At 56.6% G+C, this 23,599-nt stretch carries 21 protein-coding genes; 12 read left to right on the top strand and 9 right to left on the bottom strand.

Going from position 1 to position 23,599, the window contains the following annotated elements; all coding sequences use genetic code 11:
- Nucleotide 1: 1 nt before the first annotated feature.
- The 8 genes from pbpC to RYZ27_RS11670 all read right to left on the bottom strand — a co-directional run bounded on the left by pbpC (nucleotide 2) and on the right by RYZ27_RS11670 (nucleotide 11,557).
- Complete coding sequence (pbpC, locus tag RYZ27_RS11705) at nucleotides 2-2,059, bottom strand: penicillin-binding protein 1C (RefSeq protein ID WP_406679695.1); 2,058 nt, start codon at nucleotides 2,057-2,059, stop codon at nucleotides 2-4.
- Entirely contained in the window at nucleotides 2,059-7,014 is a 4,956-nt protein-coding gene (locus tag RYZ27_RS11700) for an alpha-2-macroglobulin family protein (protein ID WP_406679694.1), read from the bottom strand. The genes pbpC and RYZ27_RS11700 overlap by 1 nt, the downstream gene beginning before the upstream one ends.
- 117 nt (nucleotides 7,015-7,131) lie before the next feature.
- Nucleotides 7,132-7,659, bottom strand: a complete 528-nt coding sequence (locus RYZ27_RS11695; protein ID WP_406679693.1) for a DsrE family protein — start codon at nucleotides 7,657-7,659, stop codon at nucleotides 7,132-7,134.
- 121 nt (nucleotides 7,660-7,780) lie between these two features.
- The gene (locus RYZ27_RS11690; protein ID WP_406679692.1) at nucleotides 7,781-9,877 is read right to left on the bottom strand and encodes a TonB-dependent receptor domain-containing protein; all 2,097 of its coding nucleotides are present in this window, start codon (nucleotides 9,875-9,877) and stop codon (nucleotides 7,781-7,783) included.
- A gap of 82 nt (nucleotides 9,878-9,959) precedes the next feature.
- Nucleotides 9,960-10,361 carry a DUF2946 domain-containing protein gene (locus tag RYZ27_RS11685; protein WP_406679691.1) on the bottom strand — a complete coding sequence of 134 codons (402 nt, stop codon included), beginning with the start codon at nucleotides 10,359-10,361 and terminating at the stop codon, nucleotides 9,960-9,962.
- A 90-nt stretch (nucleotides 10,362-10,451) separates the two neighbouring features.
- Complete coding sequence (locus RYZ27_RS11680; protein WP_406679690.1) at nucleotides 10,452-10,670, bottom strand: DUF2892 domain-containing protein; 219 nt, start codon at nucleotides 10,668-10,670, stop codon at nucleotides 10,452-10,454.
- Between the two features lie 25 nt (nucleotides 10,671-10,695).
- Nucleotides 10,696-11,130, bottom strand: a complete 435-nt coding sequence (locus RYZ27_RS11675) for a DUF6691 family protein (RefSeq protein WP_406679689.1) — start codon at nucleotides 11,128-11,130, stop codon at nucleotides 10,696-10,698.
- 1 nt (nucleotide 11,131) lies between these two features.
- Complete coding sequence (locus RYZ27_RS11670) at nucleotides 11,132-11,557, bottom strand: YeeE/YedE family protein (protein ID WP_406679688.1); 426 nt, start codon at nucleotides 11,555-11,557, stop codon at nucleotides 11,132-11,134.
- Nucleotides 11,558-11,642: 85 nt separating this feature from the next.
- Between RYZ27_RS11670 and RYZ27_RS11665 the strand changes: the two genes are divergently transcribed.
- From RYZ27_RS11665 to RYZ27_RS11645, 5 genes are all read left to right on the top strand, one after another.
- Entirely contained in the window at nucleotides 11,643-12,302 is a 660-nt protein-coding gene (locus RYZ27_RS11665; RefSeq protein ID WP_406679687.1) for a peroxiredoxin, read from the top strand.
- Entirely contained in the window at nucleotides 12,299-12,694 is a 396-nt protein-coding gene (locus RYZ27_RS11660; RefSeq protein WP_406679686.1) for an ArsR/SmtB family transcription factor, read from the top strand. The genes RYZ27_RS11665 and RYZ27_RS11660 overlap by 4 nt, the downstream gene beginning before the upstream one ends.
- Nucleotides 12,695-12,718: 24 nt before the next feature.
- Nucleotides 12,719-13,585, top strand: a complete 867-nt coding sequence (locus RYZ27_RS11655; RefSeq protein WP_406679685.1) for an MBL fold metallo-hydrolase — start codon at nucleotides 12,719-12,721, stop codon at nucleotides 13,583-13,585.
- Nucleotides 13,586-13,618: 33 nt separating this feature from the next.
- Complete coding sequence (locus tag RYZ27_RS11650; RefSeq protein ID WP_406679684.1) at nucleotides 13,619-15,358, top strand: TIGR01244 family sulfur transferase; 1,740 nt, start codon at nucleotides 13,619-13,621, stop codon at nucleotides 15,356-15,358.
- Nucleotides 15,359-15,451: 93 nt separating this feature from the next.
- Entirely contained in the window at nucleotides 15,452-17,257 is a 1,806-nt protein-coding gene (locus RYZ27_RS11645) for a SulP family inorganic anion transporter (RefSeq protein ID WP_406679683.1), read from the top strand.
- A 7-nt stretch (nucleotides 17,258-17,264) separates the two neighbouring features.
- Here the strand turns inward: RYZ27_RS11645 and RYZ27_RS11640 are convergent, their stop codons facing one another.
- Nucleotides 17,265-17,786, bottom strand: coding sequence for an RrF2 family transcriptional regulator (locus RYZ27_RS11640; RefSeq protein WP_406679682.1), 522 nt, complete (start codon nucleotides 17,784-17,786; stop codon nucleotides 17,265-17,267).
- A gap of 68 nt (nucleotides 17,787-17,854) precedes the next feature.
- Between RYZ27_RS11640 and RYZ27_RS11635 the strand changes: the two genes are divergently transcribed.
- The 7 genes from RYZ27_RS11635 to RYZ27_RS11605 all read left to right on the top strand — a co-directional run bounded on the left by RYZ27_RS11635 (nucleotide 17,855) and on the right by RYZ27_RS11605 (nucleotide 23,597).
- Entirely contained in the window at nucleotides 17,855-19,261 is a 1,407-nt protein-coding gene (locus tag RYZ27_RS11635) for a cytochrome ubiquinol oxidase subunit I (protein ID WP_406679681.1), read from the top strand.
- A 12-nt stretch (nucleotides 19,262-19,273) separates the two neighbouring features.
- Complete coding sequence (cydB, locus tag RYZ27_RS11630; protein WP_406679680.1) at nucleotides 19,274-20,275, top strand: cytochrome d ubiquinol oxidase subunit II; 1,002 nt, start codon at nucleotides 19,274-19,276, stop codon at nucleotides 20,273-20,275.
- A complete protein-coding gene (locus RYZ27_RS11625; protein WP_406679679.1) occupies nucleotides 20,275-20,403 on the top strand; it encodes a hypothetical protein in 129 nt (42 codons plus the stop codon). Before cydB ends, RYZ27_RS11625 begins: the two co-directional genes overlap by 1 nt.
- Nucleotides 20,404-20,472: 69 nt before the next feature.
- Complete coding sequence (locus RYZ27_RS11620) at nucleotides 20,473-21,042, top strand: DUF2202 domain-containing protein (RefSeq protein WP_406679678.1); 570 nt, start codon at nucleotides 20,473-20,475, stop codon at nucleotides 21,040-21,042.
- A gap of 6 nt (nucleotides 21,043-21,048) precedes the next feature.
- Entirely contained in the window at nucleotides 21,049-21,513 is a 465-nt protein-coding gene (locus tag RYZ27_RS11615; RefSeq protein ID WP_406679677.1) for a hypothetical protein, read from the top strand.
- 173 nt (nucleotides 21,514-21,686) lie between these two features.
- Nucleotides 21,687-22,316 (top strand): peroxiredoxin, encoded by a 630-nt coding sequence (locus tag RYZ27_RS11610; RefSeq protein ID WP_406679676.1) that lies wholly within the window; start codon nucleotides 21,687-21,689, stop codon nucleotides 22,314-22,316.
- 897 nt (nucleotides 22,317-23,213) lie between these two features.
- On the top strand, nucleotides 23,214-23,597 hold the full coding sequence (locus RYZ27_RS11605) for a hypothetical protein (RefSeq protein ID WP_406679675.1): 384 nt from the start codon (nucleotides 23,214-23,216) through the stop codon (nucleotides 23,595-23,597).
- Nucleotides 23,598-23,599 lie beyond the last annotated feature (2 nt).

Here is a 23,599-nt window from a genome sequence, read left to right as displayed (position 1 = left end):
GCTACTCTGCACCCAGAACTCTCACGCGCACGGCACTGGTCCGGCCAGCTTTGTCTACAGCGCTGATGCGGTAAAAACCTGCGCGCTGTGGGGTCCAGGCCGGGAGGCCCCCAGCATCAGGCATGATAGGCGCGCCATCGACATACCAACTAAGATCACTTTGCCCGCGGCCAGCAAAAACGAAGGCGCGGGCTTTTTGTCCATTAATCTCGCCTGCCCATAGTTCGGCATCCTTTGGTGGGAACAGGATTTGTGGTGGCGTATTGTTATCCTCAAATCGCGTTTGTGCGCCTTTGGCAATTGTTGTCCTTTCGCTCATAAGGCGGGTTCGGGATGATCCGGCATCGCCGAGGATTTCGGTGGCGCGATCAGCAACTTCAAACAGGATGGGTAGCGCAGCTTTGCGGCCCGTTTCGCCAGGACGCGGGGCGCCATCGGCGCGGCCAACCCAGACGATAACCGCATGATTGCCTGAAACACCTGCGGCCCAGGCATCGCGAAAGCCATAACTTGTCCCTGTCTTGAACCCGACTTGCGGGGCATTCTGAGTCAGGCGTCCGGGCATGCGCCCTTCAGGCGCGGGCGTACCGCGTAGAATGGTCAGGACTTTTCCCGCGGTTTCGCTGCTCATCAGGCGATAGCCGGACCGCGCGATTGACATATCAATCTTGGCTTCATCCCAGATGAGGGGTTTTGCTCGGCCATCATCACCCAAGGCAGCGTAAAGCACGGCGAGCTCGCGGGCGGTCAGACCTGCGCCGCCAAGGGCCAAGGCAAGGCCCGGCTGTTTCTTTGCGCCTGTTGAGATGCGCGGGGGTGCCCCTGCCAGAGACAAGCTGGCCGCGAAGCGTTCTGCGCCAACCCGGTCGAGTGTCAGAACGGCCGGCACATTTAGCGAGTGCTGCAAGGCTTCGGCAATGCGTACATCGCCGCGAAACATGCGATCGAAATTTTCAGGCTGATAGCTGGCAAAGCGTTTGGGCAGGTCAGAAATCCGTGTGTTTGGCGCGGCGCTGCCATCATCAAAGGCCATCGCATAGATGAAGGGTTTCAGGGTTGAGCCGGGGGATCGCGCTTGCGCCGTCAGATCGAGCCAGCCACCCGCGCGCTCGCGGCTCGCCGAACCAACCGCAGCGCGCACCGCGCGGGTTGGAATATCGACGACGAGGATCGCGACTTGGGTTTCCGCTCCTGCGGCCTCGGCGGCGCGTACCGCGATGCGCTCAAGGTCGGACTGCAAAGCTGCATCAAGGGTGGAGCGGACATCGCTGCTGGTCCCGCGTATCGCGCGCTCGGTGCCATGCCAGGCGCGGTTCGGGAAAGCATAGCGCTTTACGGGTAAAGCGGCAGCGCTGGCTTCACTTGCTCGGGCCTTAGTCAGAAAGCCGTGGCGTTCCAGCTTTGTGATAATCTCTTGTCGGCCTGCCTTCGCGCCTTCGGGGCGTAGGTCTGGGCGGCGCACTTCCGGGGATTGGGGCAGAGCAATCAGCAGCGCGATCTGGTCATCGCTCAACCGATCAGGCTCGCGCCCAAAATAGCGCCAGCTTGCCGCGCGAATGCCTTCAAGATTGCCGCCATAGGGCGCAAGGGTCAGGTAAAGCTCCAGAATCTCCTGCTTGGAAAGCCGCCACTCCAATTGATGCGCGCGCCACATCTCGATCAGTTTCGCGCCGATGGTTCGGTTTGGCCGTGGCTCCAGCAAGCGGGCAGTTTGCATTGTGATGGTTGAGCCACCAGAAACAACGCGGCCCGCCTTTGCTGATGACCAGAGCGCGCGACCCATACCGACCCAGTCAACGCCGCCATGGCTGTAAAACCGCTGGTCTTCGACAGCCAGCAGGGCATCGAGGAAAACCGGATCAACATCTTCGAGCCGCGTGGCGAAGCGCCAACGCCCATCCTCAAGCGGAAACGCGCGTAGTGGGCGATCATCGCGGTCACTGACCATGATGGAGACCACATGCCCGCGCTCAATCGGTGGCGGGAAAGCCCGATCCAGAACGAACAGGACGGCCAGCGCTAGAAGCGCGGTCAATCCTATCCGTTTGACCCAGATCATCACTGACTACCGCCTGGTCCGGCTTGCTGGGCGCTGATCACAACATTGCCAGCCGCAGAGCGCGCGAAAACATCCGGGCGATACATGTCTTCGGCGACAACACCCGGCATAGCGAACTCGCCCGGGGTTACTGCGCGGACGACATAGGCGAGCGTCCGGTTCTCATCGATCACATCAATGGCAGCGATGAAGCGGTCATCGCGGGCCTCGGCGGTCTCGGCGCGGTGAATGCGGCCAATCCAGGCAAAGGCGCCATCGCGATCGCTTTCCTGATCTCCGTCAGCCGGGGTCAGGATGGTTTCAATCTCAAACCCGGCAGGCAGAAGATCAGCGACGATGACTGGATTATTTCGGCGCTGTTCCGGATCTAGAGTCAGCACAACGACCATCTGATCCCCTTGTGTGACATTAGACAGGTTCACACGACCACCGCTGAGGGTGCGGATGGTTTTGCTGACACCCAGACTTTCACTTGCTGGAGCAGGCGCTTTTAGCGGTGAGCCGGTGACCATGACCGTCCGGAAGATTGCGCTGGATCCTCGGCGCAGGCGGAAGCTTACGCCGTCTTCGACATTCTGCTGGGTCAGGAAGAAACGGCGATCGCCATTGCTGCTGCGCAGGCCATCGACATCAAGGCGCAGGCCGTCCTCACCAGAGAGGCCATCGACCGCGAGCAACAGGAAGGCTTTCTCCTGCGTGGTCAGGCGGTTCGGCTCCGGCGTGTCCTCACCCAGCTTTTCAGCCAGACGCGCGGCATGTTCGGTAAAGTCGGTTTCCGCGGCAAGGGCCAGGACACCAGACAGATCGCGAAGCGGGGTTTGATAATAGTCCCCACTATTGAGATAACCGAGGGCTTCTTCAGCGGCGTCAAACGCACTGGCTGCCCGTGAGCGGTCGCCCATATAAGCCAACGCCGCAGCAAGGTGGGCCTTGGCCAGTGGTGAGCGCATTTCACTCAGCTCACGATCGTGCAGATAGCGCAGGCGTGAGATGTCGGCTTTACCCGCGCGTGCCAGCACATAGAGGGCATAAGGGGCAGAGCGCTGCATTAGCTTGCGCTCAGTATCGTCATGCCAGCGGCTTTCATAGACATCGGTCTGGTAGCCATAGACCCGCCAGGCATCCCCTTGCGCAACCGCGCGCAGGGCCTGATAGGCACGATCCAGCGCGGCCTGTGGCACTTCATATCCGGCTTGATCGGCGCGGTAGAGGAAGTCAGTCGTATAGGCCCCGAGCCATGGGGAGGCATTCCGATCACCCTCACGCCATAGGCCAAACGCGCCATTATCGCTTTGGCGGTTCAGGATCGTGGCGACGGCTTGCTGAACCTGCGCGCGGGCAGGTGGACGGTCATCGCTTGCGCCTTCGTCGACCAATTGCTCGGCATAGACCAGCGGCATGGCGCGACTAATGGTTTGTTCGGTACAGCCATAAGGATAGCGGGCGAGCGACTGATACAGCGCATTCGGGTCAACTGGCAGGCCACTAAAGGTAACCGTCATCTCTGCTGTGCCCGGTACGAAGTCTGCAAACAGAGCGGCGTTAGGCGTATAGCTCTCGCCTTCTTCCATCAGGCTGCGTTCGATTGATGTGGTCGGCAGGTAGGGTGAGCGCGATTGGATCATATAGGTCCGCTCGGTTGAGAAGTTTTGCGGTCCCTGAACGTTTAGGCGCAGGCGGGAAATGCCCTCATCGCTCGCTTCAATCCGCACACCTTGATCACTGCGCTGACCGTTTGGAATGGTCTTGGTCAGGGTTTCGGCATTCACCGAGACCGGATCACTGGCCACCAAAGTGGTTGTAAACTCACCATCGGCCAGCTCGACATTGTCAACGCTGATCGTTGCCACGGCCTGATCACCCGGCGCGAGGAAGCGCGGCAGGATCAGATCACTCGGCGCTTGTTCGCGAACCGTCATGGCTTGGTCGGCAGAGCCTAATCCTGTGTCGGACCATGCGACGGCCATCAGGCGTAGCTCGCCATTAAACTCTGGAATGTCGACCCTGATCCGGGCTTCACCACCACGGCCAACTTCGACAATGCCAGAGAAGAGGGCGACCGTTTTAGTCGGGACGACAGACAGGCCTTCCCCGCCGAGCTGGTCGCCACCGCTACGCACTTCAGCAGGCAGGCCGAGATTCGGATCAAGCAAGCGCCCATAATCATCATAGAGCGAGACGCCGAGGGCTTTCTTGCCAAAGAACCAATCGACCGGGTCAGGCGAGCTGAACTTGGTCAGGCGCAAGATGCCTTCATCGACGGCAGCCAGCGTGACATAGGCTTTATCCCGTGGGCCATCATCGAGTTTCACGGTGATGGTTTCCTGCGTACCCGGGCGAACAAGGTCAGGCGCATCAATTTCGACTTCAAACGTACGAGGGTCCAGATTGACCGGGACATAGCCAACACCGACAGCGCGACGAGGCTTGGCCTGTACGATCGGATCGCGCGGGGTGTAGACATTGACCATGACATAGGCACCTTCGCCCCACTCATCAGTCACTGGCAGCGTGATCTGTGTACCCTCAGCCTGAACGGCGCGGGTTTCGACCGACAGGATGCGGTCTGTCGCAACAACGATCTGAGCCTCACCATCATAGGGTGGGACGATGGTCAGGGCCGCCGGGCGGCCAGATACGACCATTTCATCATCGAGGCTGACCTGAACACGATCCGGAGCCTCAACCCCGTCATCAGAGACATTTCCACCCCAGCCGACATAGAATTCGCGGCTGGCTTTGGCGCCATCTTCGGCTTCAATGATCAACTCATGCGCGCCCCAGTCGAGACCCGTGACGCTCACTTGCGCTGCGCCATCGGTTGTGGTGAGCGGGCCTTCATTGACGGTGCGAACGGTGCGCGAGCGACGCCATCTCCAGCGGCCATCCTCACGGTACCAGTCATAATGATAGTCAATGTCGAGCACTTTGAAACGTAGCTCTGTGTCTGTGCCAACGCCATCCGCGCCGACCGCAGCAATCTCGAACACAGCCGTTTCGCCCTCACCGAGGCGGCCTTCAAACGCGGGTTTGGTGCCAAGATAGAGACTATCTGGACGGAAGGGGATACGCACGCTCTCGGTCACGGCGCGACCACCGGGTTCCAGAACGCTGACAATTGTATTGAGGCGCAATGGACGACCAGAGCCCTGACCGCGTGATCCGGCATCCAGACGAACAGTTGCCTTGCCTGCACCATCAGTTGTGCGGTCTGTAATCTCGATAATCTGTTCGCGGAAGGTGGCGCTATGGCTACCCCATTTGAAGCCATTATAGCCTTCAAATGGGGATGGGTCGGGCTCAACACGGGCTTGCGATTGCACGGTCAGGGCAGCGCCCGGTGCGCCATACAGGAAGCGGGCCTCAACCTCGATGTCGCGAGGGCGGTCATTTGGCAGAATTGGCGCTTCGTCTGCGCTCAGCTCTACCGCAATACGCTGGGGTACGAAGTCTTCAACCGAATAGGAGACAGAGCCGACCTGACCCAGGCCATCAATTTCAATCACGCTGCGCCAGAGGCCGCGCGCGGCAGCTTTCGGCAGAGCGATGTCACGTTGCAGGCCGCCAGCACCGCCGACAAGGAAACGTTCGCGCGTGGCTTCCATACCGTTCGGGCGATAGGTGATCAGCGTTCCGGCGCGTTCCTGAATGGCGCGGCCTGCGCGGTCTCGCAGAAGCGCCGTCAGGTAGACTGTTTCGCCCGGACGATAGATGCCGCGTTCCGTGTAAAGATAGCCATCAACTGGGCCGGGCGTCATGCGGCCGCCAACATCAAGCTCTGACATATCTACAGGCGCGCGTGTCAGATCGATAATCGCTGTGTCGCCTTTCAGGCCGCGGGCCATGATGACCTTTGGAGAGAGGTTGCCGGTGCCCGCGAGCAGTTCTGCATTAAACTGAACCCGGCCATCGGTGCCGGTCATCACTTCGGCGAGGACTTCATTGTTACGGGCGATGAGCTGTACAGGTGTGTTTGGCAGAACGCCGCCATCCTGTAGCGAGCGGAGCGTAACATCGAGGCCTTCACCGCCGCGATACGCCGTCAGGGCAAGATCGGTCAGCAGGATCCAGCGTTTGGCCGAAGCTGGTGGGCCGTCATAACGGCCAATCTCTTTGGCATCATTGACCTCAACATAATAGGCGCCCGGTTCCAGAGTCTGGATCACATCGGGAAGTGGGAAAACCGTGACAACCGGGGCATTCTTGAGATTGGCAATCTCCATCGTGCCAGACCAGATTTCACTGGAGACATCCGCCGGGTTCTCGTCACCATAGACATAGCTATAGCGCCCTTCAGCGGCTTCGACGCCTTTGCTGAGGGATTTAAAGGCCAGCGCCCGGTCATTCACGCGTGAAACAGTGACCTCAACCGAGTCGACATTGACGGTTTCAATTGGCAGGCCGTCGGCATCCTCACGCGGAAGAATGATCCCTGAACCGCGGAAGCCGACATATGGCGGGCGGTCTTCAAAACTCAGCTGAACATCTTCCTCGCGTAGCAACTCGCGGCCGTCTTCAGCGGGCAAGCCCTCAAGCAGAGTCGCGGTATAAGAGGCGGCAAAAGACAGACCGTTCAGGCAAAGCTGCTCGCCATTGATTTCATAGGCCGGCTCAACGCCTTCTGACATGTCAACAAAAACAGAATAGTCGGTTTCAGGATCGAGTGGGGCAGAGAAAACCAGACAGGCCTTGGGTAAGTCACCGCTCGTATCAGGGGCATAGCGAATGTATTCGAAAGCGGTTTCCCCGGCGCGTTCAGCAATGCGCTGACGTTCGCGTTCGCGCTGTTCGGCGGCGACTTGATCTGAGCGGGAGCGTTCAACAACTTCGCCGACGCCAACTTCTTCAGGCGGCGGTGGAATATCGGGCGTGTCATCACCACTGCCACAAGCGGCCAAGGCCAGTAAAATCCCGCCCAGTACCCCGTTGCGCAACCCGAATGTCCGACCGATCATTGTCTTATCCCTCCTGACTCTATTTCCTCCATACACCCAACCGGCATGCCGCCAACAGGGCAGCATTAAGACTTTTTTGGGATTTGCTGTCGGGAGACGCCTGAAGGGGCTGTCTGACTAGAAGGGATTGAGCGTATAGCCCTCATTTTGCAGCAGGGCATGGGAGGTCATGGCTGAGAGGCTTAGCTCGACGCCTGGCAGAAGATCAGCCTTGGTAATTCCGTAATAGGCGGCGGTCTGCCCGCAAAGCTCGATACGAACCCCTGCATCAATCAGAGCAGCGATCAGGCCTGCATTGGCATTCTCACCGCCATATGTCGTATCAATGGTCAGGTCCTTGTGCGCTCCGCCATGAACGATAATCGCAATTGAGGTCGCTTCCGCAGGCAGTCCAGCCTCCGCATGCATGTTCAATAACCGGGCAGAACTGGCGATCCTGCGATTGATCTCACCCGGCTCGGCGGCCTTGGCGATATCGAAGGCGATCTTGAACTCGGCCCCCTCGGGGATGGCCATGGCTTCAGGGACTGCTGCGATCTGGCCATAATCCGGGATCAAGATTCCGTCGTGAAAATCCTCTGGTCCTGCATGAGCAAGACCATTTGTGAATGTGAAGGCTATGGTGGCAAGAACGGGTTTCAGCATTGAGGTGGCCTTTCAGGATTGGTCATGAGCGCGCTGCAGCCTTAGCGAATTTCCAGATGCGGGTCACGAGCGGCTTTGGGCAGATTGTTTCACAGCAACCTGCCCAAAGCTTTCCAGAGGCCTAGCGTGATAGGCTCAGCCGGACAAACACGCCCCGACCTGCGCCCGGAACGCGTTCGCCGACCGCAACATCGCCAAAACCATTGCGGTTATAGCCAGACAGGTGATCCTCATAGACTTCGTCGAGCAGATTCTCGACCCCGGCAGAGATGCGGACGCCGTCTGTGATATCCCAATCACCATAGGCGCTCAGCGTAATATAGCCGTCGGTTTCCGCTTCACTATTGGTTCGGGAGACGTCGCTTTGCTCGGCCACCGCGCGCGCTTCCAGGGTCGCAGACCATGTTGCCGCTTCCCAGGTCAGGCCTGTTGTCAGGTTTGGCGGGGTTACGCGGTAGAGATTATCATCAATATCGCGCCGCTCGCCGCGGACATAGCTCAGCACACCATCGATGCGCAGTGGGCCGTCAAAGTCATAGCCGCCATCAAGGTCAAAACCATAGAGGCGCGCGTCGACATTGTCCCAGCGCAGCGGGGTTGGATCGCCATTCATCGTCGCAATCATCTCAACCGGAGTGTCGGCCACGCCGGTCGTGTCATCAAACGGGACACCTTGAATATAGTCATCGACCTGACGGATATAGGCTGTCGGGCGCAAGTAAACGCGGTCATTGGCGAAATCGAAGCCGACCTCCCCAATCCAGGCAGTTTCAGGATCAAGGGTGAGGTCACCAACGTAAATATTGCCATCGGCGAGGCCGCCACTGGCATTGATGGGTAGCCAACCATAGCGTTGAACATAACCTGGCATTTGCTGCTTATGTGCCAGGGTTATGCGCCATGACAGGCCATTCTCCACGGGTGTCCATAAGCGCATCACGGCATCAACAGTTGTGTCCTCACCCGAACGATCAGAGTTGTTAAAGGCCCCGGCAAGCATGCGTGGCCCCATTGGTAGCGCCGGTCCGACAATGGCTTCCCCGGCCTCATAGCCATTGCGATCGACGCGCAGACCAAGCTCAGACTCGAAAATCCCGAGACCGCCGCGCCATTCTGCAAAGCCGCCAATGCGATCCGTTTCGATATCAGGGAAGGGCGTGACAAAGAAGTTGCTGTTGTTGGGATTGGTAATGGTGACATGATGGTCAACCACTTCGCCATCCAGCCCAACCAACAGGTCGCCGCCGAAAGCGTCAAAGCCAAGGGAGATATCCCCGCCACGCGTGGTCGCATCGGCAAAGGTCGCGCGTTGTCGCATGGCTGTAGGGGCTGGGCGTTGTGAGAAATTGTCCATCAGGTGGGCAACGTCACTATAGTGGACATTCGCTTTTATGCGCACACCACCAAGCGTATGGGCGTAGCCAAATCGGGCAAAGTCGGTGTCAAAATAGACAATATCCATCGGGAAAGGTGGGTTGCCCGATGGGCCGGTATTCTGACGTCGCAGGTCGAGGGTGAACTCGCCAATCTCTGTCTTCACGCCACTGGAAATGCCGAAGACGCCGCGTTCAAAAGCAGTTCCGGCAATTGTGCCGTCGCCAAATTCAGTATCATCGCCGTCTTCCCACGCGCCAAGCAGGTTGATTCGCCAAGTGTCGGTTGCCGCCCCGATGACCCCGCCGGATGCGGTGCTTTCATTCACGCTGCGGGCACCAAAGGTCAGGTCATAGCCGAAGGCGATGTCTTCTGTGTCGGCGTAATTGATCCGCTTGAAGATGGCGTCCGCGCCGCCAGCAAGGCCTGGACCTGCAGAAACCGGGCTGACGCCGCGATCAATCACAACAGATCCAATCAACGGGGCCGGGGCGTAGTGGAAGACCGGGTCCATCAGGTTTGGGCCACCCGAGGCAAACCGCTGACCGTCCACGCGCAGGTTCAGGCGTTCCCCGAACAAGCCACGATATTGCATCTGTCCAGACAGTTCCCCATTGCCGATGCGCGCACCACCGGGCGAGCGCGCGGTCAGATAGGTTATATCGCCCCCCCGCAAGGGGGCCGCTTCAGGGGTGATGGTTTGATCAATAGCTGTGTTCAGGCGTGAGCCTGTTACGATAATGACATCCTGCAGGGCGGGTTCTGAATCATCGGCGATTGCAGAAGTTGGAAAGGCAGCGATGGCGGCTCCGGATAGGAGCAGGGGGAGGAGTTTGGTATACATTTGGAGTCTCACGAACAAAAAGCGCGGCGCGGTCAGAAGCGCGCCAGAGGAGTACTCGCCGTAGCGAGCCAGTCATGTGCAATCATATGTGAGAGGGCGGTCCGCGTGAGCCCAGCGGTGGGCCCTGTGCGGGGATCAGAAGGCCCGGTTCATAAAGAACAAAATCCTGAACAAGCGCAAAAGAAAGCGGTATGGTGACCAAAGTGCACGCGGGTAAAGGGGCGCCGTGCGCGATTGTGCAGAACGGGCAATGCTCCGCGTCTAATGGCTCTTCTTCTGGGATATCCCCGACTATTTCAGCGATGCGCCGCGCGGCATCCTTGATTTCATCGCTGGGTTCTTCACCGGGGATCAGGCAGATGTATTGCCCAAGCTCAATGCCATTCGCCTGGGCAACCGAAACCATGCCGGGCAGCATGATCTGCAGGCTGATCGCCAGCATCGCCAAAAGGCGCGTGACACGTGAGGCAAGACGCTCAAGCATGATCGGCTGGCTAACCGATTACAAATCCGGGCGCCAGAAAGCGTTTTGACGCAGCGGATTATACGTAATCAGGCAAAGCCTTGATGGCGCTTATTCGGACTTGCAGGTGCGCAGACCGATGATGCGGTAAAGCGGGCAAAACTTCACCGCACTGGTGGCGAGCATGATGCTGCCAATCGCCAGCAGGCCGATCCGCTCCAGACCCCATCCACCTGTGGCGGCGATGGGGCCGAAGAAAACAAAGCCAATAGCAACCAGGCCGATTACAGCTCGGATCAGGCGATCAATGGTTCCAACATTTGTCGGCATGGGAAGGCTCCTGTGTTGGTGCGTGCTAAGCAGAGGCCGGGCGATTGCCGAGCCGCTCAATCAGTTCGAATATCACCATGCCAGCGGCCATCGCCGCAAGGAATACGTAAAGTGCCGGGCCACCAAAGGTCAGGGCGGCAATCGCTGGACCGGGGCAGAGGCCAACAAGACCCCAGCCCATCCCGAACAGGATGGCCCCGACGGCGAGGCGCGTATCAACATCGCGATTGCCGGGTACCTGAAACCGATCAGCAAAGACCGGGCGTTCGCGGCTCCAGACCAGACGATAGCCAATCGCGGTGACGATCAAAGCTCCACCCATAACAAAAGCGAGGGAAGGGTCCCAGTTTCCAAACAGGTCAAGGAAAGCCAGGACCTTGGCCGGATTGACCATTTCGGAAATGGTCAGGCCAAGTCCGAAAACCAGACCAGCGATCAAAGCAGAGAAATTGCGTCCCATATCAACCTCCAATAAATGCTTTGGCGAGGGCGACTGTGCCCATGCCCGCGCCCATGAACAGGGCGACAGAAGCCATAGAGCGGGTGGACAGGCGGGACAGCCCGCAAACGCCATGCCCACTGGTGCAGCCTGAGCCAAGCCGGGTGCCAAACCCGACAAGCAGCCCGCCTGCAATGATCAGCGGCCAGCTTGGTGTGATTTCAAAGGGTGGCGGGGCGCCCTGAACAAGGGTCCATAGAGCCGGGGCGGCAACCAGCCCGAGCACAAACAGCCCGCGCCAGAGCTTATCCCCGGCTTCAGCGAAGACCGCTCCGGAGAAAACGCCGCTAATTCCGGCAATGCGTCCATTCAAGCCCATTAGCAATACGGCAGAGAGCCCGATGAGCAGTCCCCCAATTGTTGCGGAGATTGGTGTGAATCCATCCATGATGTGTGCATCCTTCACAGTTTACGTTTTACAATTGACAGTTTTGTAATATGTAATATATCAAAGCGCAACAGAAAGGTTGATCATGACCGAAATTGCCCAAGACTCTGCTCAGACGCCATTACAGGCCAGGATTGATGATCTGGCGCCTGACTTTGTCGCGCGCACAACACAAGGTGAGGTCAAGCTGTCCGATTATCGGGGCCGCTGGCTGCTTTTCTTCTCGCATCCGGCTGATTTTACGCCGGTTTGCACATCTGAATTTGTTGCGCTTCAGAAAGCAAAGCCACAGTTTGATGACTTGAATTGTGACCTGCTGGGTCTGTCCGTGGATAGCCTTTATGCGCACATTGCCTGGGTGAAGGACATTGAAGAGCGCTTTGGCGTCAAAATCACCTTCCCGATCATTGAAGACATTTCGATGGCGGTCAGCCGGGTGTATGGGATGATCCATGAAACCTCGGCGACGACCGCGGCGGTTCGCTCGGTCTTCTTTATCGATCCTGAAGGCTATATCCGCGCCCTGATCCACTATCCGATGAATGTTGGTCGTTCGGTTGAGGAATTGTTGCGGGTCCTGACCGCGCTTCAGCAAACCGATGCATGCGCCGTCGCCACACCAGAGGGTTGGAAGCCGGGCGATGAGGCTGTCTTGCCACCGCCGCTCGATCAGATGGAGGCCGATAAACGGTCGGGCCTGAATGGAGGAGCTTGGTATTTTACCCATACGGAGATTGGCCAATGACGCCGAAGTCACAAGATCTCTCCCCACTTGCTGATGAGGCGACCGAATTGCTCAAAGCGCTCGCGCATCCTGCGCGGTTGATGATCTGTTGTCAGTTGCGCGATGAGGAGATGTCGGTCGGCGACATTGAGACCACTCTGGGCATCAAACAGCCGCGCCTCTCGCGGGAGCTTTCCAAGCTACGCGAAGAGGGTCTGGTCGAAACCCGTCGTGCGTCAAAGCTGGTTTATTATCGGCTGAGCGATAAGGCCCGCGTACGCGGCATGATTGATGCGATCTGTGCGGTGATGCTCGGCAAGCCGCTCGCCGGCGTTGAGCTGGCCGAAACTACCCCTCGCCCCAAACCCAATCGTCCCGGCGGGTACGGCGTTTTCGCCCGCACAGGATCTTAATCCCCCCAGAAACAGGAGCCCGTCATGCATAAACCAGACGTTACCGGCTTTTTTGATCAAGCCACCTACACGATCAGCTATGTTGTCTCTGACCCAGAGACCAAGCAATGCGCCATCATCGATTCTCTGCTCGATTTCGATCAGGCCTCAGGCCGCACGACAACGGAGTCTGCGGATAAGCTGATCGCTTTCGTGCGTGAGCAGGGTCTGACCTGTGAATGGATCATCGATACCCATGTGCACGCTGACCACCTGACGGCTGCGCCCTACATTCGCGAACAAATCGGTGGCAAGACCGCGATTGGCGATCAGATCCCGGTCGTCCAGCGTGTGTTTGGCGAAATCTTTAATGAGGACCAGTCTTTCCACACTGATGGTAGTCAGTTCGATCACTTGTTTACCGATGGGGAAATCTATCACATTGGCAACCTTGAGGCTCGCGCGATCCACACGCCCGGTCATACCCCAGCCTGTATGAGCCACCTGATCGGCGATGCGCTCTTCGTTGGCGATACGATCTTCATGCCTGACTTCGGGACCGCCCGTTGTGACTTCCCGGGCGGGGATGCCGGAACGCTGTTTGACTCCATTCAGAAACTGTTCGCGCTGCCGGATGAAACCCGGATGTTCTTATGCCATGACTATATGGCGCCAGGCCGCGATACCTATCGTTGGGAAACCACGGTAGGCGAGCAAAAGGAAAGCAATATTCATATCAAAACGGGCACTTCACGTGATGACTTTATCGCCATGCGGACCGCGCGTGATGCCACACTTGATATGCCAAAACTGATCCTGCCATCGGTGCAGATCAATATGCGTGCCGGGGATATGCCGCCACCGGAAGATAATGGTCAGCGTTACATGAAGCTGCCGATTAACGCGCTCTAGCATCCATAAAAATACAAAAGGGAGGCTCCCCGCATGGATATCAAGACCATTGCACCAGACCTGTCGGTCTCATCGCAAATCAGACCGCAGGATGTCGGCGTTGCCGTCTCGCAGGGCTTTCGTTCAATCATCATCAATCGCCCTGATGATGAATCCAGCGATCAGCCCAGCCACAAAGAGATTGTAGAAGCCGCGCAGCGTCATGGTCTTGAGGTCCGTTATGTTCCCGTTGTGCCTGGGCAGGTCACAGATGCTGACGTTGGCGCCTTCGCGAAGGCCATGCGGGAGCTTCCAGCACCAGCCTTGGCCTATTGCCGCACAGGGACACGCTCGACCACTTTGTGGGCGCTGTCCCAGGCCGGGCACCTGTCAACCGCAGCCATTCTCAAAACGGCAAATGCGGCGGGCTATGACCTTGCGGGTCTGACCATGCGGCTCGATGCCAAGGATAAGGCGACCGCTGGTGGGATTGGGCGTGTCGTGACCCATGACGTTGTGATTATCGGTGGTGGCGCTGCCGGGATTTCGACAGCGGCCTCAATTCTCAAGCGTCGTAAGGGCGTGAATGTTGCCATCGTTGAGCCTCGGACCGAGCATTACTATCAGCCCGGCTGGACTTTAGTGGGTGGCGGTGTGTTCAAGCGTGAGCAGACAGAGCGCCAGATGGCTTCGCTTATCCCCAAAGGGGCTCAATGGTTGCGCTCAGCCTGTGCCGCTTTTGATCCTGAACGTAATCAGATCATTCTCGAGGATGGCGAGCGGATTGGCTACAGGGTTCTGGTTGTTGCGCCTGGTTTGAAACTGAACTGGGATGGTATTGAGGGCCTAAAAGAGACGCTCGGCAAGAATGGGGTCACCTCAAACTACCTGTTCGATATGGCCTCTTATACATGGGAGTTGGTGCAATCAATGAAGGGTGGGCGCGCCTTGTTTACCCAACCCCCAATGCCAATCAAATGCGCGGGTGCGCCGCAAAAGGCGATGTACCTAGCCTGCGATGCCTGGAAACGCCGCGGTGTTTTGCAGGATATTGAGGTTGAGTTCCACAATGCTGGTGGTGTGATCTTTGGGGTCAAAGAGTACGTCCCTGCCTTGATGAAATACGTTGATAAGTACGGGATTGATCTGTGCTTCAACGAAACTCTTATTGGCGTCGATGGCGCTGCCAAGACGGCGTATTTCGATGTAACCAATGCGGACGGAGCGGTTGAGCGGCAAGCGCGTGAGTTTGACATGATGCATGTCTGCCCACCGCAAGTGCCACTGGATTTCATCAAGGATTCCGCCTTGGCCAATCAGGCCGGATGGATCGATGTCAGTGGCGAAACCCTACAGCATGTGCGCTATGGCAACATCTTTGGTTTGGGCGATGGCGGCTCAACGCCAAATGCCAAGACGGCGGCGGCCGTTCGTAAACAAGCCCCGGTAGCCGCCCATAACGTGCTCTGCGTGCTCGACGGGAAAGCTCCAAATGCCGTCTATACTGGCTACGGTTCCTGCCCGCTGACGGTTGAGCGTGGCAAGATTGTTCTGGCTGAATTTGCCTATGGCGGCACTTTGGACCCGACCTTCCCGATGTGGGCCCTTAAGGGCACTAAGCCGACCCGTGCGGCCTGGTTCCTGAAAGAGAAGATGCTGCCAAGCATCTATTTCAATCAAATGCTGCGTGGCGATGAGATGCTGGTGAAGCCGAAACTGCTTCCCCACAGACCAGCCTCGCATGAGGCGCAGGAGGCGTGTGACTTCAAGGAGGCGTCGTCAAAGGCGGCGTAATACTGAGGAGTTGGGCCATTAATTACGTAATCGCCATGATTGGCGGGCCCTCTCTTTTCCTTTTAAGACTGTTTTGATGGCAGGTGAGACCCGATGAAACTCGCAAACTATTTCCCGATCCTCGACTGGGGGCCGAAATATCGTGGTGAGACCTTCGCTAATGATATGGTCGCGGCGGTCATCGTCACCATCATGCTGATCCCGCAATCGCTGGCTTATGCGTTGCTGGCCGGATTGCCCCCGCAGGTTGGTCTCTATGCGTCCATCCTGCCGCTTTTTGCCTATGCGATTTTCGGGAGTGCGCGACAACTGGCCGTTGGTCCGGTTGCGATCCTGTCTTTGATGACAGCAGCGGCAGCCGGAAAGATCGCGGCGCAGGGCAGCGCAGAATATATTGAAGCGGCCCTGATCCTGGCCTTTCTGTCTGGGCTTATTCTGCTCGTTATGGGCCTGTTCCGGATGGGGTTCCTCGCGAATTTCCTAAGCCACCCGGTGGTTTCCGCCTTCATCACTGCATCAGGGATTATTATTGCCGCTTCACAGCTCAAACATATCCTTGGGATCGATGCTGGCGGGCATAATCTGTTCGAGATTGTCTATGCGCTGGGCACGAAGATCACTGAAACCAACTTACCGACGCTTTACATAGGTGGGGCGGCTTTGATCTTCCTGTTCTGGGTGCGGGGGCAGTTCAAGCCCTTGCTTAAAAAGCTTGGCCTTGGGGATAAGGCGGCGACGATTATTGCCCGCGCTGGCCCAGTCTTCGCCGTGGTGGCCGGGATCCTCGCGGTTGCAGCTATGAGGCTTGATCAGCAGGGTGTAAAAATCCTCGGTGATGTGCCCAAGAATCTGCCTGAGATTGGTCTGCCAAGTTTTGCCCCCGATATCTGGATGCAGCTTCTGGGTTCAGCGGCTCTGATCAGCCTGATTGGCTTTGTTGAGTCTGTTTCGGTTGGCCAGACCCTTGCGGCCAAGAAACGTGACCGGATTGATCCGAACCAGGAATTGATTGGCCTTGGCGCGGCCAGCCTGACGGCGGGTGTCTCTTCTGGCTATCCAGTAACAGGGGGACTGGCACGCTCAGCAGTGAATTTTGATGCAGGGGCCGAAACCCCGGCAGCAGGGGCGTTTACGGCGGTTGGTATTGCGCTCGCGACGATCTTCCTGACGCCGTACCTCTTCTATCTGCCGCAGGCGGTACTGGCCGCGACCATCATCGTCGCTGTGCTGTCGCTGGTGAACATTCCCGAAGTCATCAAGGTCTGGAAGTATTCCAAGTCTGATTTTGCGGCGATGATCGCGACGATCTTTATGACACTTGCTTTTGGGGTGGAGTTGGGTGTGACAACGGGTGTTGTCCTGTCCCTGCTGCTACACCTTTACAATACCAGCCGTCCGCATTTTGCGTTGGTCGGGCAGGTGCCGGGGACGCACCATTTTCGCAATGTGAACCGACATGCGGTCGTTACCTCGGATTGTGCGCTGACCATCCGGATTGATGAGAGCCTCTATTTCGCCAATGCGCGTTTCCTTGAGGATACGGTCTACTGCATGCTGGGGAACCGCCCGGACATGAAACATCTTGTCCTGATGTGTCCGGCGGTCAACCGGATTGATGCCAGCGGCCTTGAAAGTCTTGAGGCGATCAATCACCGCTTGAAAGATGCCGGGGTGACGCTGCACCTGTCTGAGGTGAAGGGTCCGGTAATGGATCGGTTGAAGAAAACACATTTTCTCGATGAGCTGACGGGGCAGGTTTTCATGCACCAATATGAAGCCATGCAAGCCCTTGATGGGGAATGTGTCGCCTCAGCCTTTGACCCGGGTGTTCAAACCACCAATCCGGAAGCCAGTCCGTGTCCGTCCAAGCGGCTGGCCGGGCTTGATCCGGCCAAGTAGGCGGGGGTTAGCTGGCGGTGATGCGATCGGTCGCCTGATTGGCCATCAAACGGTCCATCAAAGCAGGTCCATTGGACACCATGTCAGCTAGTGTGACTTTATCCAGTTCGGCGAAGAAGGCTTGCAGGCCCGTGCGAAACAAAAGGCTGAGTTTGCACACACCGATGAGAGGGCAGGTATTGCTGTCGGCATTGAAGCATTCAACCAACTCCATGTCCCCTTCAGTATGACGCACGACCTCGCCAACCACGATGGCTTCAGGGGCCATGCCGAGGCGAACCCCGCCAGAGCGCCCGCGTATATTTTCAAGATAGCCAAGCTGCCCAAGCTGGCGGGCCGCTTTCATCAAATGGGCTTTTGAGATGCCATAGGCGTCAGACACATCTTCCATGCGGATGGTTTGATCCGGGTGAAGCGCACAGAACATCAGCGTTCGCAAAGCGTAATTGGTGTAGGCGGTCAGGCGGATGGGACGCTCCCTGGTTTGTTTGTCGCATGTGACAATAAGTGGGATCGAAAATCGAACCACTTTTTATTAAGTGGTATTTCAAATGACACTTTAAGTTTCATACGTCAAATTCAAGGGAGAGGCTCCCCATGTTTGAAGCACTCGACGCTGTGGTTCTGGCTCGAATGCAGTTTGCATTCACGGTCAGTTTTCACATCATCTTCCCCGCCTTCTCAATCGGTCTTGCATCCTATCTTATGGTGCTTGAAGGATTATGGCTGAAGACGGACAATCCCGTATATCTGCGCCTGTTCAAATACTGGCGGAAAATCTTTGCCGTTGCCTTTGGGATGGGCGTCGTTTCCGGCATTGTCATGTCCTATCAGTTCGGGACGAACTGGAGTGTTTTCTCTGACAAGGCCGGGCCAGTAATTGGGCCTTTAATGGCTTACGAGGTGCTGACGGCTTTCTTTCTGGAAGCTGGGTTTCTGGGTGTCATGCTGTTCGGGATGGGGCGCGTTTCGAAGACCCTGCATTTTGTTTCAACCATTATGGTGGCCTTTGGGACTTTGCTATCGGCAACATGGATCCTGTCTGTGAACAGTTGGATGCAAACCCCGGTTGGTTTCTCCATCAATGAAGTGGGGCAATTCGTGCCTGAAGATTGGCTCGCCATCGTGTTCAATCCATCCTTTGGGTATCGCCTCGTGCACATGGTTTTGGCGGCCTATCTGACGACAGCCTTTGTGGTTGGGGCCGTTGGCGCGCTGCATCTGTTGCGAAATCGAACGAACCCAGACGCACGCAAGATGTTTTCCATGGCGATGTGGATGGCCGCGATTGTTGCGCCGCTTCAGGTGGTGGCAGGGGACTTTCATGGGCTCAATACGTTGGAGCATCAGCCGGTGAAGGTTATGGCGATGGAAGGCCATTATGAAAGCCATCCGGACGGGGCACCGCTCTACCTGTTCGGTATTCCCGATGATGAGAATCAGGAGCTGGATTACGCTGTCGGTATACCGAAGCTGTCCTCCCTGATCCTGAAACATGAATGGGATGCCCCGCTTGATGGCCTGGATACGGTCCCGGACGAGTTACAGCCTCCGGTTGGGATCGTGTTCTGGAGTTTCCGCGTCATGGTTGGCCTCGGCATGCTGATGGTGCTGGTCGGGTTGGTCAGTCTGTATCTACGTTGGCGGCGTAAGCTGTATGACGCGCCGCTCTTCCACCGCGTTGCCATGATGATGGGGCCGTCCGGATTTGTCGCTGTGCTGGCCGGGTGGATTACAACTGAGGTTGGGCGACAGCCTTACACGATCTATGGTCACCTGTTGACCTCTGACTCGATCGCCCCGGTTGAGGCTCCGGCGGTTGCGGCCTCCCTGATCGCCTTCATTATTGTCTATTTCGCCCTGTTCGGGGCCGGGACGCTGTACATTTTGAAGATGATGAACAAGCAGCCTGGTGAGGTTCGACCGCTTCCGGAAACGCCAACGCGGACGGCTGGAACGACGCAGCTTGCGGCGCAGCGCCCTGGCCCGGCATCAGTGAAATAGGAGGAGGGGAAAATGTTTGACTTACCAATGATCTGGGCCGGACTGCTCGCCCTCGCCATCTTCATCTATGTCGTCCTGGACGGGTTCGATCTCGGCATCGGCATTGTGTTTCCGTTCCTCGATAGTGATCAGGATCGCGATGTTGCGATGAACTCCGTCGCGCCCGTCTGGGATGGCAATGAGACCTGGCTGGTTCTGGGGGGAGGTGGCCTTATGGCGGCTTTTCCGCTCGCCTATGCCGTCGTCATGCCCGCGCTGTATGCGCCGTTTATTATCATGATCCTGGCGCTGGTGTTTCGCGGCGTCGCGTTTGAGTTTCGCTGGCGAGATAAAGCGCATGAGAAAATTTGGGACCGGTCTTTCTTTCTCGGATCACTGATTGCCACTTTTACGCAGGGCATTGTGCTGGGCGCCTTTGTGCAGGGGATTGAAGTTGATGGGCGTGCCTATGGTGGCGGCTGGTGGGATTGGCTGACGCCATTCACCATCACTTGCGGGATTGCTTTGGTTGCCGGATATGCGCTGCTCGGCACAACCTGGCTTGTCTTGAAAACAGAAGGACAATTGCGCGACACAGCCTATCGCTTTGCCCGCTATAGTGGTTTGGCAATGCTGGCCTTCATTGGCATCGTTAGCCTCTGGACCCCTTTCCTGTCTCCAGAGATTGCCGAGCGCTGGTTCAGCTTCCCACAGTTGCTGTTCGTGCTGCCAGTGCCAACGTTTACAGCGCTATTGCTTGGGGCACTGGCTTGGGGGCTTATCCAGAAGAGGGACGGCGTGCCTTTTCCGGCCGCCATTGGCCTGTTTGGCTTGTGCTTTGCCGGGCTCGGGATCGGCATTACGCCGTATATCGTGCCGCGCGCGATCACGATTCAGGAAGCGGCTGCACCAGACTCGAGCTTGTTCTTCATGCTAATCGGGGCGCTCATCCTGTTGCCGATCATTATAGCGTACACAGCGTTCACCTATTGGGTGTTCCGCGGAAAAGTCGATCCAGACGCGGGGTATCACTGATGCGTGAAGAAGACCGTGGTCATATCGAGAAAACCGGACCCAAGGAAATTGCCTGGTTTATCGGTTTGTGGGGGCTGGGCCTCGTAACAATCCTGATTGTTGGGGGGATCATCAAACTCATACTCTGAAGCCATCGCAAGGCTCGAAGCAATTGGCTCGGAGCAAAGGGTTTGGAGCTTTTGGAAAGGAAGAATCCTATGTGTGATCAGAACAGAAAACGCCGCCGCCACAGGGCAGGTATATGTGCTGTTGGCGCTGCTGCGCTTACGGCTGTATCTGCGGGGCCGACAAGGGCAGATACACCCTTGCCTGAGCCGGTGGTCAGGGCGCTCGATCTTGCGCTTGCGGACGAGCGGCATGCCCTCGCCACGTATGAAGCGGTTCTGGAGCGGTTTGGCGATGTTCGCCCCTTCGTAAATATTGCCCGTGCCGAGCAGCGTCATATCGATGCGTTGCTGCCCCTCTATGCGCGCTATGGTGTGCGCGTGCCTGAGGATGAAACCGAGGTGGACCCGGCGACCGCGACCCTTGATATGAAGGGCCTTTGTCAGGTTGGCGTTGAGGCCGAGATTGAGAATGTCCGCCTCTATGATGAAGAGCTTCTGCCAACGGTCGCGGATTATCCCGATATTGCGGCTGTTTTGAAACGTCTGCGCGATGCATCAGCCAACAATCACCTGCAAGCTTTTCAGCGCTGCGTTGAGCGCGGCGGACGTCCTGGAATGGGGCAAGGCCATGGGCGGGGAAAAGGATACGGAAGAGGATAGAGAACCATGTTTAAACAAATTACCTTTGCAGCCGCCGGGCTGATGACATTGGCAGCCTGCGTCGTCGCACCAGGTCCCGCCGCTGCAACCCCCACGATAGAAGAGGCTGGCCCGATGCTGACAATCCTGACCAGTGCAGACCCTGAGACACAATTCATGGCCTTGGTGTTGACCAAAAGCGCCAAAGCAAATGGGGAGGCGCCTCGCATCTTGCTCTGTAGTGCGGCCGCAGATCTCGCGCTGGTGGATGCGCCTGAGAGCGCGACAAAGCCTCTGCAGCCCCTTGGCGCGAGCCCGCAAGGCTTGTTGAAAGCCCTAATGGCAGATGGCGTGCCGGTTGAGGTGTGCGCAATTTATCTACCCAACAGACCGTTCGGGCCAGAAGCCTTGATTGAGGGGGTCGGTGTTGCAACGCCGAATGATATGGGCGCTGTGATCGCGCAGCCAGGAGAGACGATCCTGAGTTTCTAGCGCAGGCACGGTCACGCCCTGGGTTGGGATGTCCATAAAGGAAGTCGATTGCTCAGGTTGTGATTATCAATTTCAAAAGTGTTATAAAAGATGACACTTTATACTGTGGAACAGCGCGTTTCATTTTCGAGAGAACGAGTCCGGACCGGGCTCAACGAACAGGAGTACCAAACATGTCCCTTAGAATTGGTGACACGGCCCCAAATTTCAGCATCCCCACGACAAAAGGCGATATCAATTTCCACAACTGGATCGGCGATAGCTGGGCCTTCTTCTTCAGTCATCCGGCTGACTTCACCCCAGTCTGCACGACTGAGATGGGGCGAACATCGCAACTGGCGGAAGAGTTTGCCAAGCGCAACACCAAACCGCTCGGCTTGTCGACCGATACGGTCGCCGAACACATTAAGTGGATTGATGACGTTAATGATACGCAGAACACATCGCTTGATTTTCCGATTGTAGCCGATGCGGAGCACAAGGTTGCCCAGCTCTACGATATGATCCATCCCGGTGAGAGCGAAACGGCGGCCGTGCGCTCGGTTTTTATCATTGATCCGGTGAAGAAAATTCGCCTCACCATGACTTATCCGATGAGCGTCGGACGCAATTTTGATGAAATCCTGCGTGTCATTGATGCCCTACAAATGGGGGACAAGCACAAGGTCGCTACACCCGCCGACTGGACCCCGGGCGGTAAAGTCATCATTCCGCCTTCTGTCTCAAATGAAGAAGCTGAAACCATGTTCCCGCAAGGCTGGGATGAAGTGCGGCCATACTTGCGATTTACGGACGTCAAATAAGCCTCACAACCACGTCGATCAGCCTTTGACCGGCGTGGTTTCACTTTTATCGATGATGATGGAAAACATGATCGAAAGAAATGGCGCGAGTGACGGGCGTCGAAACTAGTAAAATTGCACATAAATTACAGCACACTAAGAGAAATATATTTTTGATATGTATCCCAATATGTATGCATAATTGTATCCCATTTTGGACAAATTTCAGGGTCGAGCCCTGTCTAGTGCGCCTAACCTATTGCAGGAATAATTTGCCTGCAATCGGCAGAATTGCGAGAACATTTCACCTCAGAGGCAATTTAGGCTGGCTTCATGATAATAATGCGGTCTTTAAGACTTTGATCGTCAACATTGCTAGCCACTGCTTCAATAAAGCGGGCTAGATCACAGATATATCACATGATTTTCCATCCGCTATTTATAATTAGTCTATCCTCATCGTTGGTGGCTTCGACTTCGTTGCGGCTGAGGTCAATCAGGGTCGTCTTATAAGGAAGACTGCATTGCATCGGTCTTTTTTTGTTGAGAAACCTATGGCAGTCTCAAATATCCGTGCTGGAAGCGCCCGAAATCTTAAATTTTGGACGGCAGACGGTATGAGGCCTTCAGCATCACTTCCAGCCGAAAAAGTCATAATTGACCTGACGATCACTAGTGACTGAGTTTAATCGATACTCGCAATGTTCGAGAGAGAAATGCCATAGACGTACTTCGTGCATAAATGTACGCGCATGCACTGTGCTCTGCCGATGAGGGCTTAATTATCTCACGCCCCAGAGGCGCAGCACGCGCGCCTATTTCAATGTTTTATATGGCGCTTCACAACGCCTCACCTCCATTCGCGCAGAAAATAAATCACATGTTGCCACATACCTATACGGGGTATATAGTATACTCATGAAAGCGCTCATAACTCTCATCGCAGCAGTCCTGTTTGGAGCCATCCAAATGGCTTGTGCATGCGACGTGCTTATGAACGAGGACAGTTCATCCGCGCATCAGTCCCATGAGACCGAAACTCACAATTCTGATCAGCATCTCGCACCAGATGGTCCCTGTGATGGGTGTGAGCACTGCGACGTCGAGCCAGTGTTTGCAGAAATAAATTCTCAAATACCAGCTTTCAAAGTTGATCAGAAGGTCAAACCATCAATTATTCTGGTAGGACAAACTGATCTCTTGGTTGGACATCCCGCCACTGGCCCGCCGGACAAACGCATTGGTGATCTAGGTCTACGACCGCTCACACCGCTCAATCTCAAAGTTCGTTTCCTGAATTGAGA

The sequence above is a fragment of the Hyphomonas sp. FCG-A18 genome, assembly GCF_045287255.1.
In the GTDB taxonomy this organism is placed as follows: Bacteria; Pseudomonadota; Alphaproteobacteria; order Caulobacterales; family Hyphomonadaceae; genus Henriciella.
The sequence above is the reverse complement of the archived record's forward strand: the minus strand, read 5'-3'. Positions and strand labels throughout refer to the sequence as shown.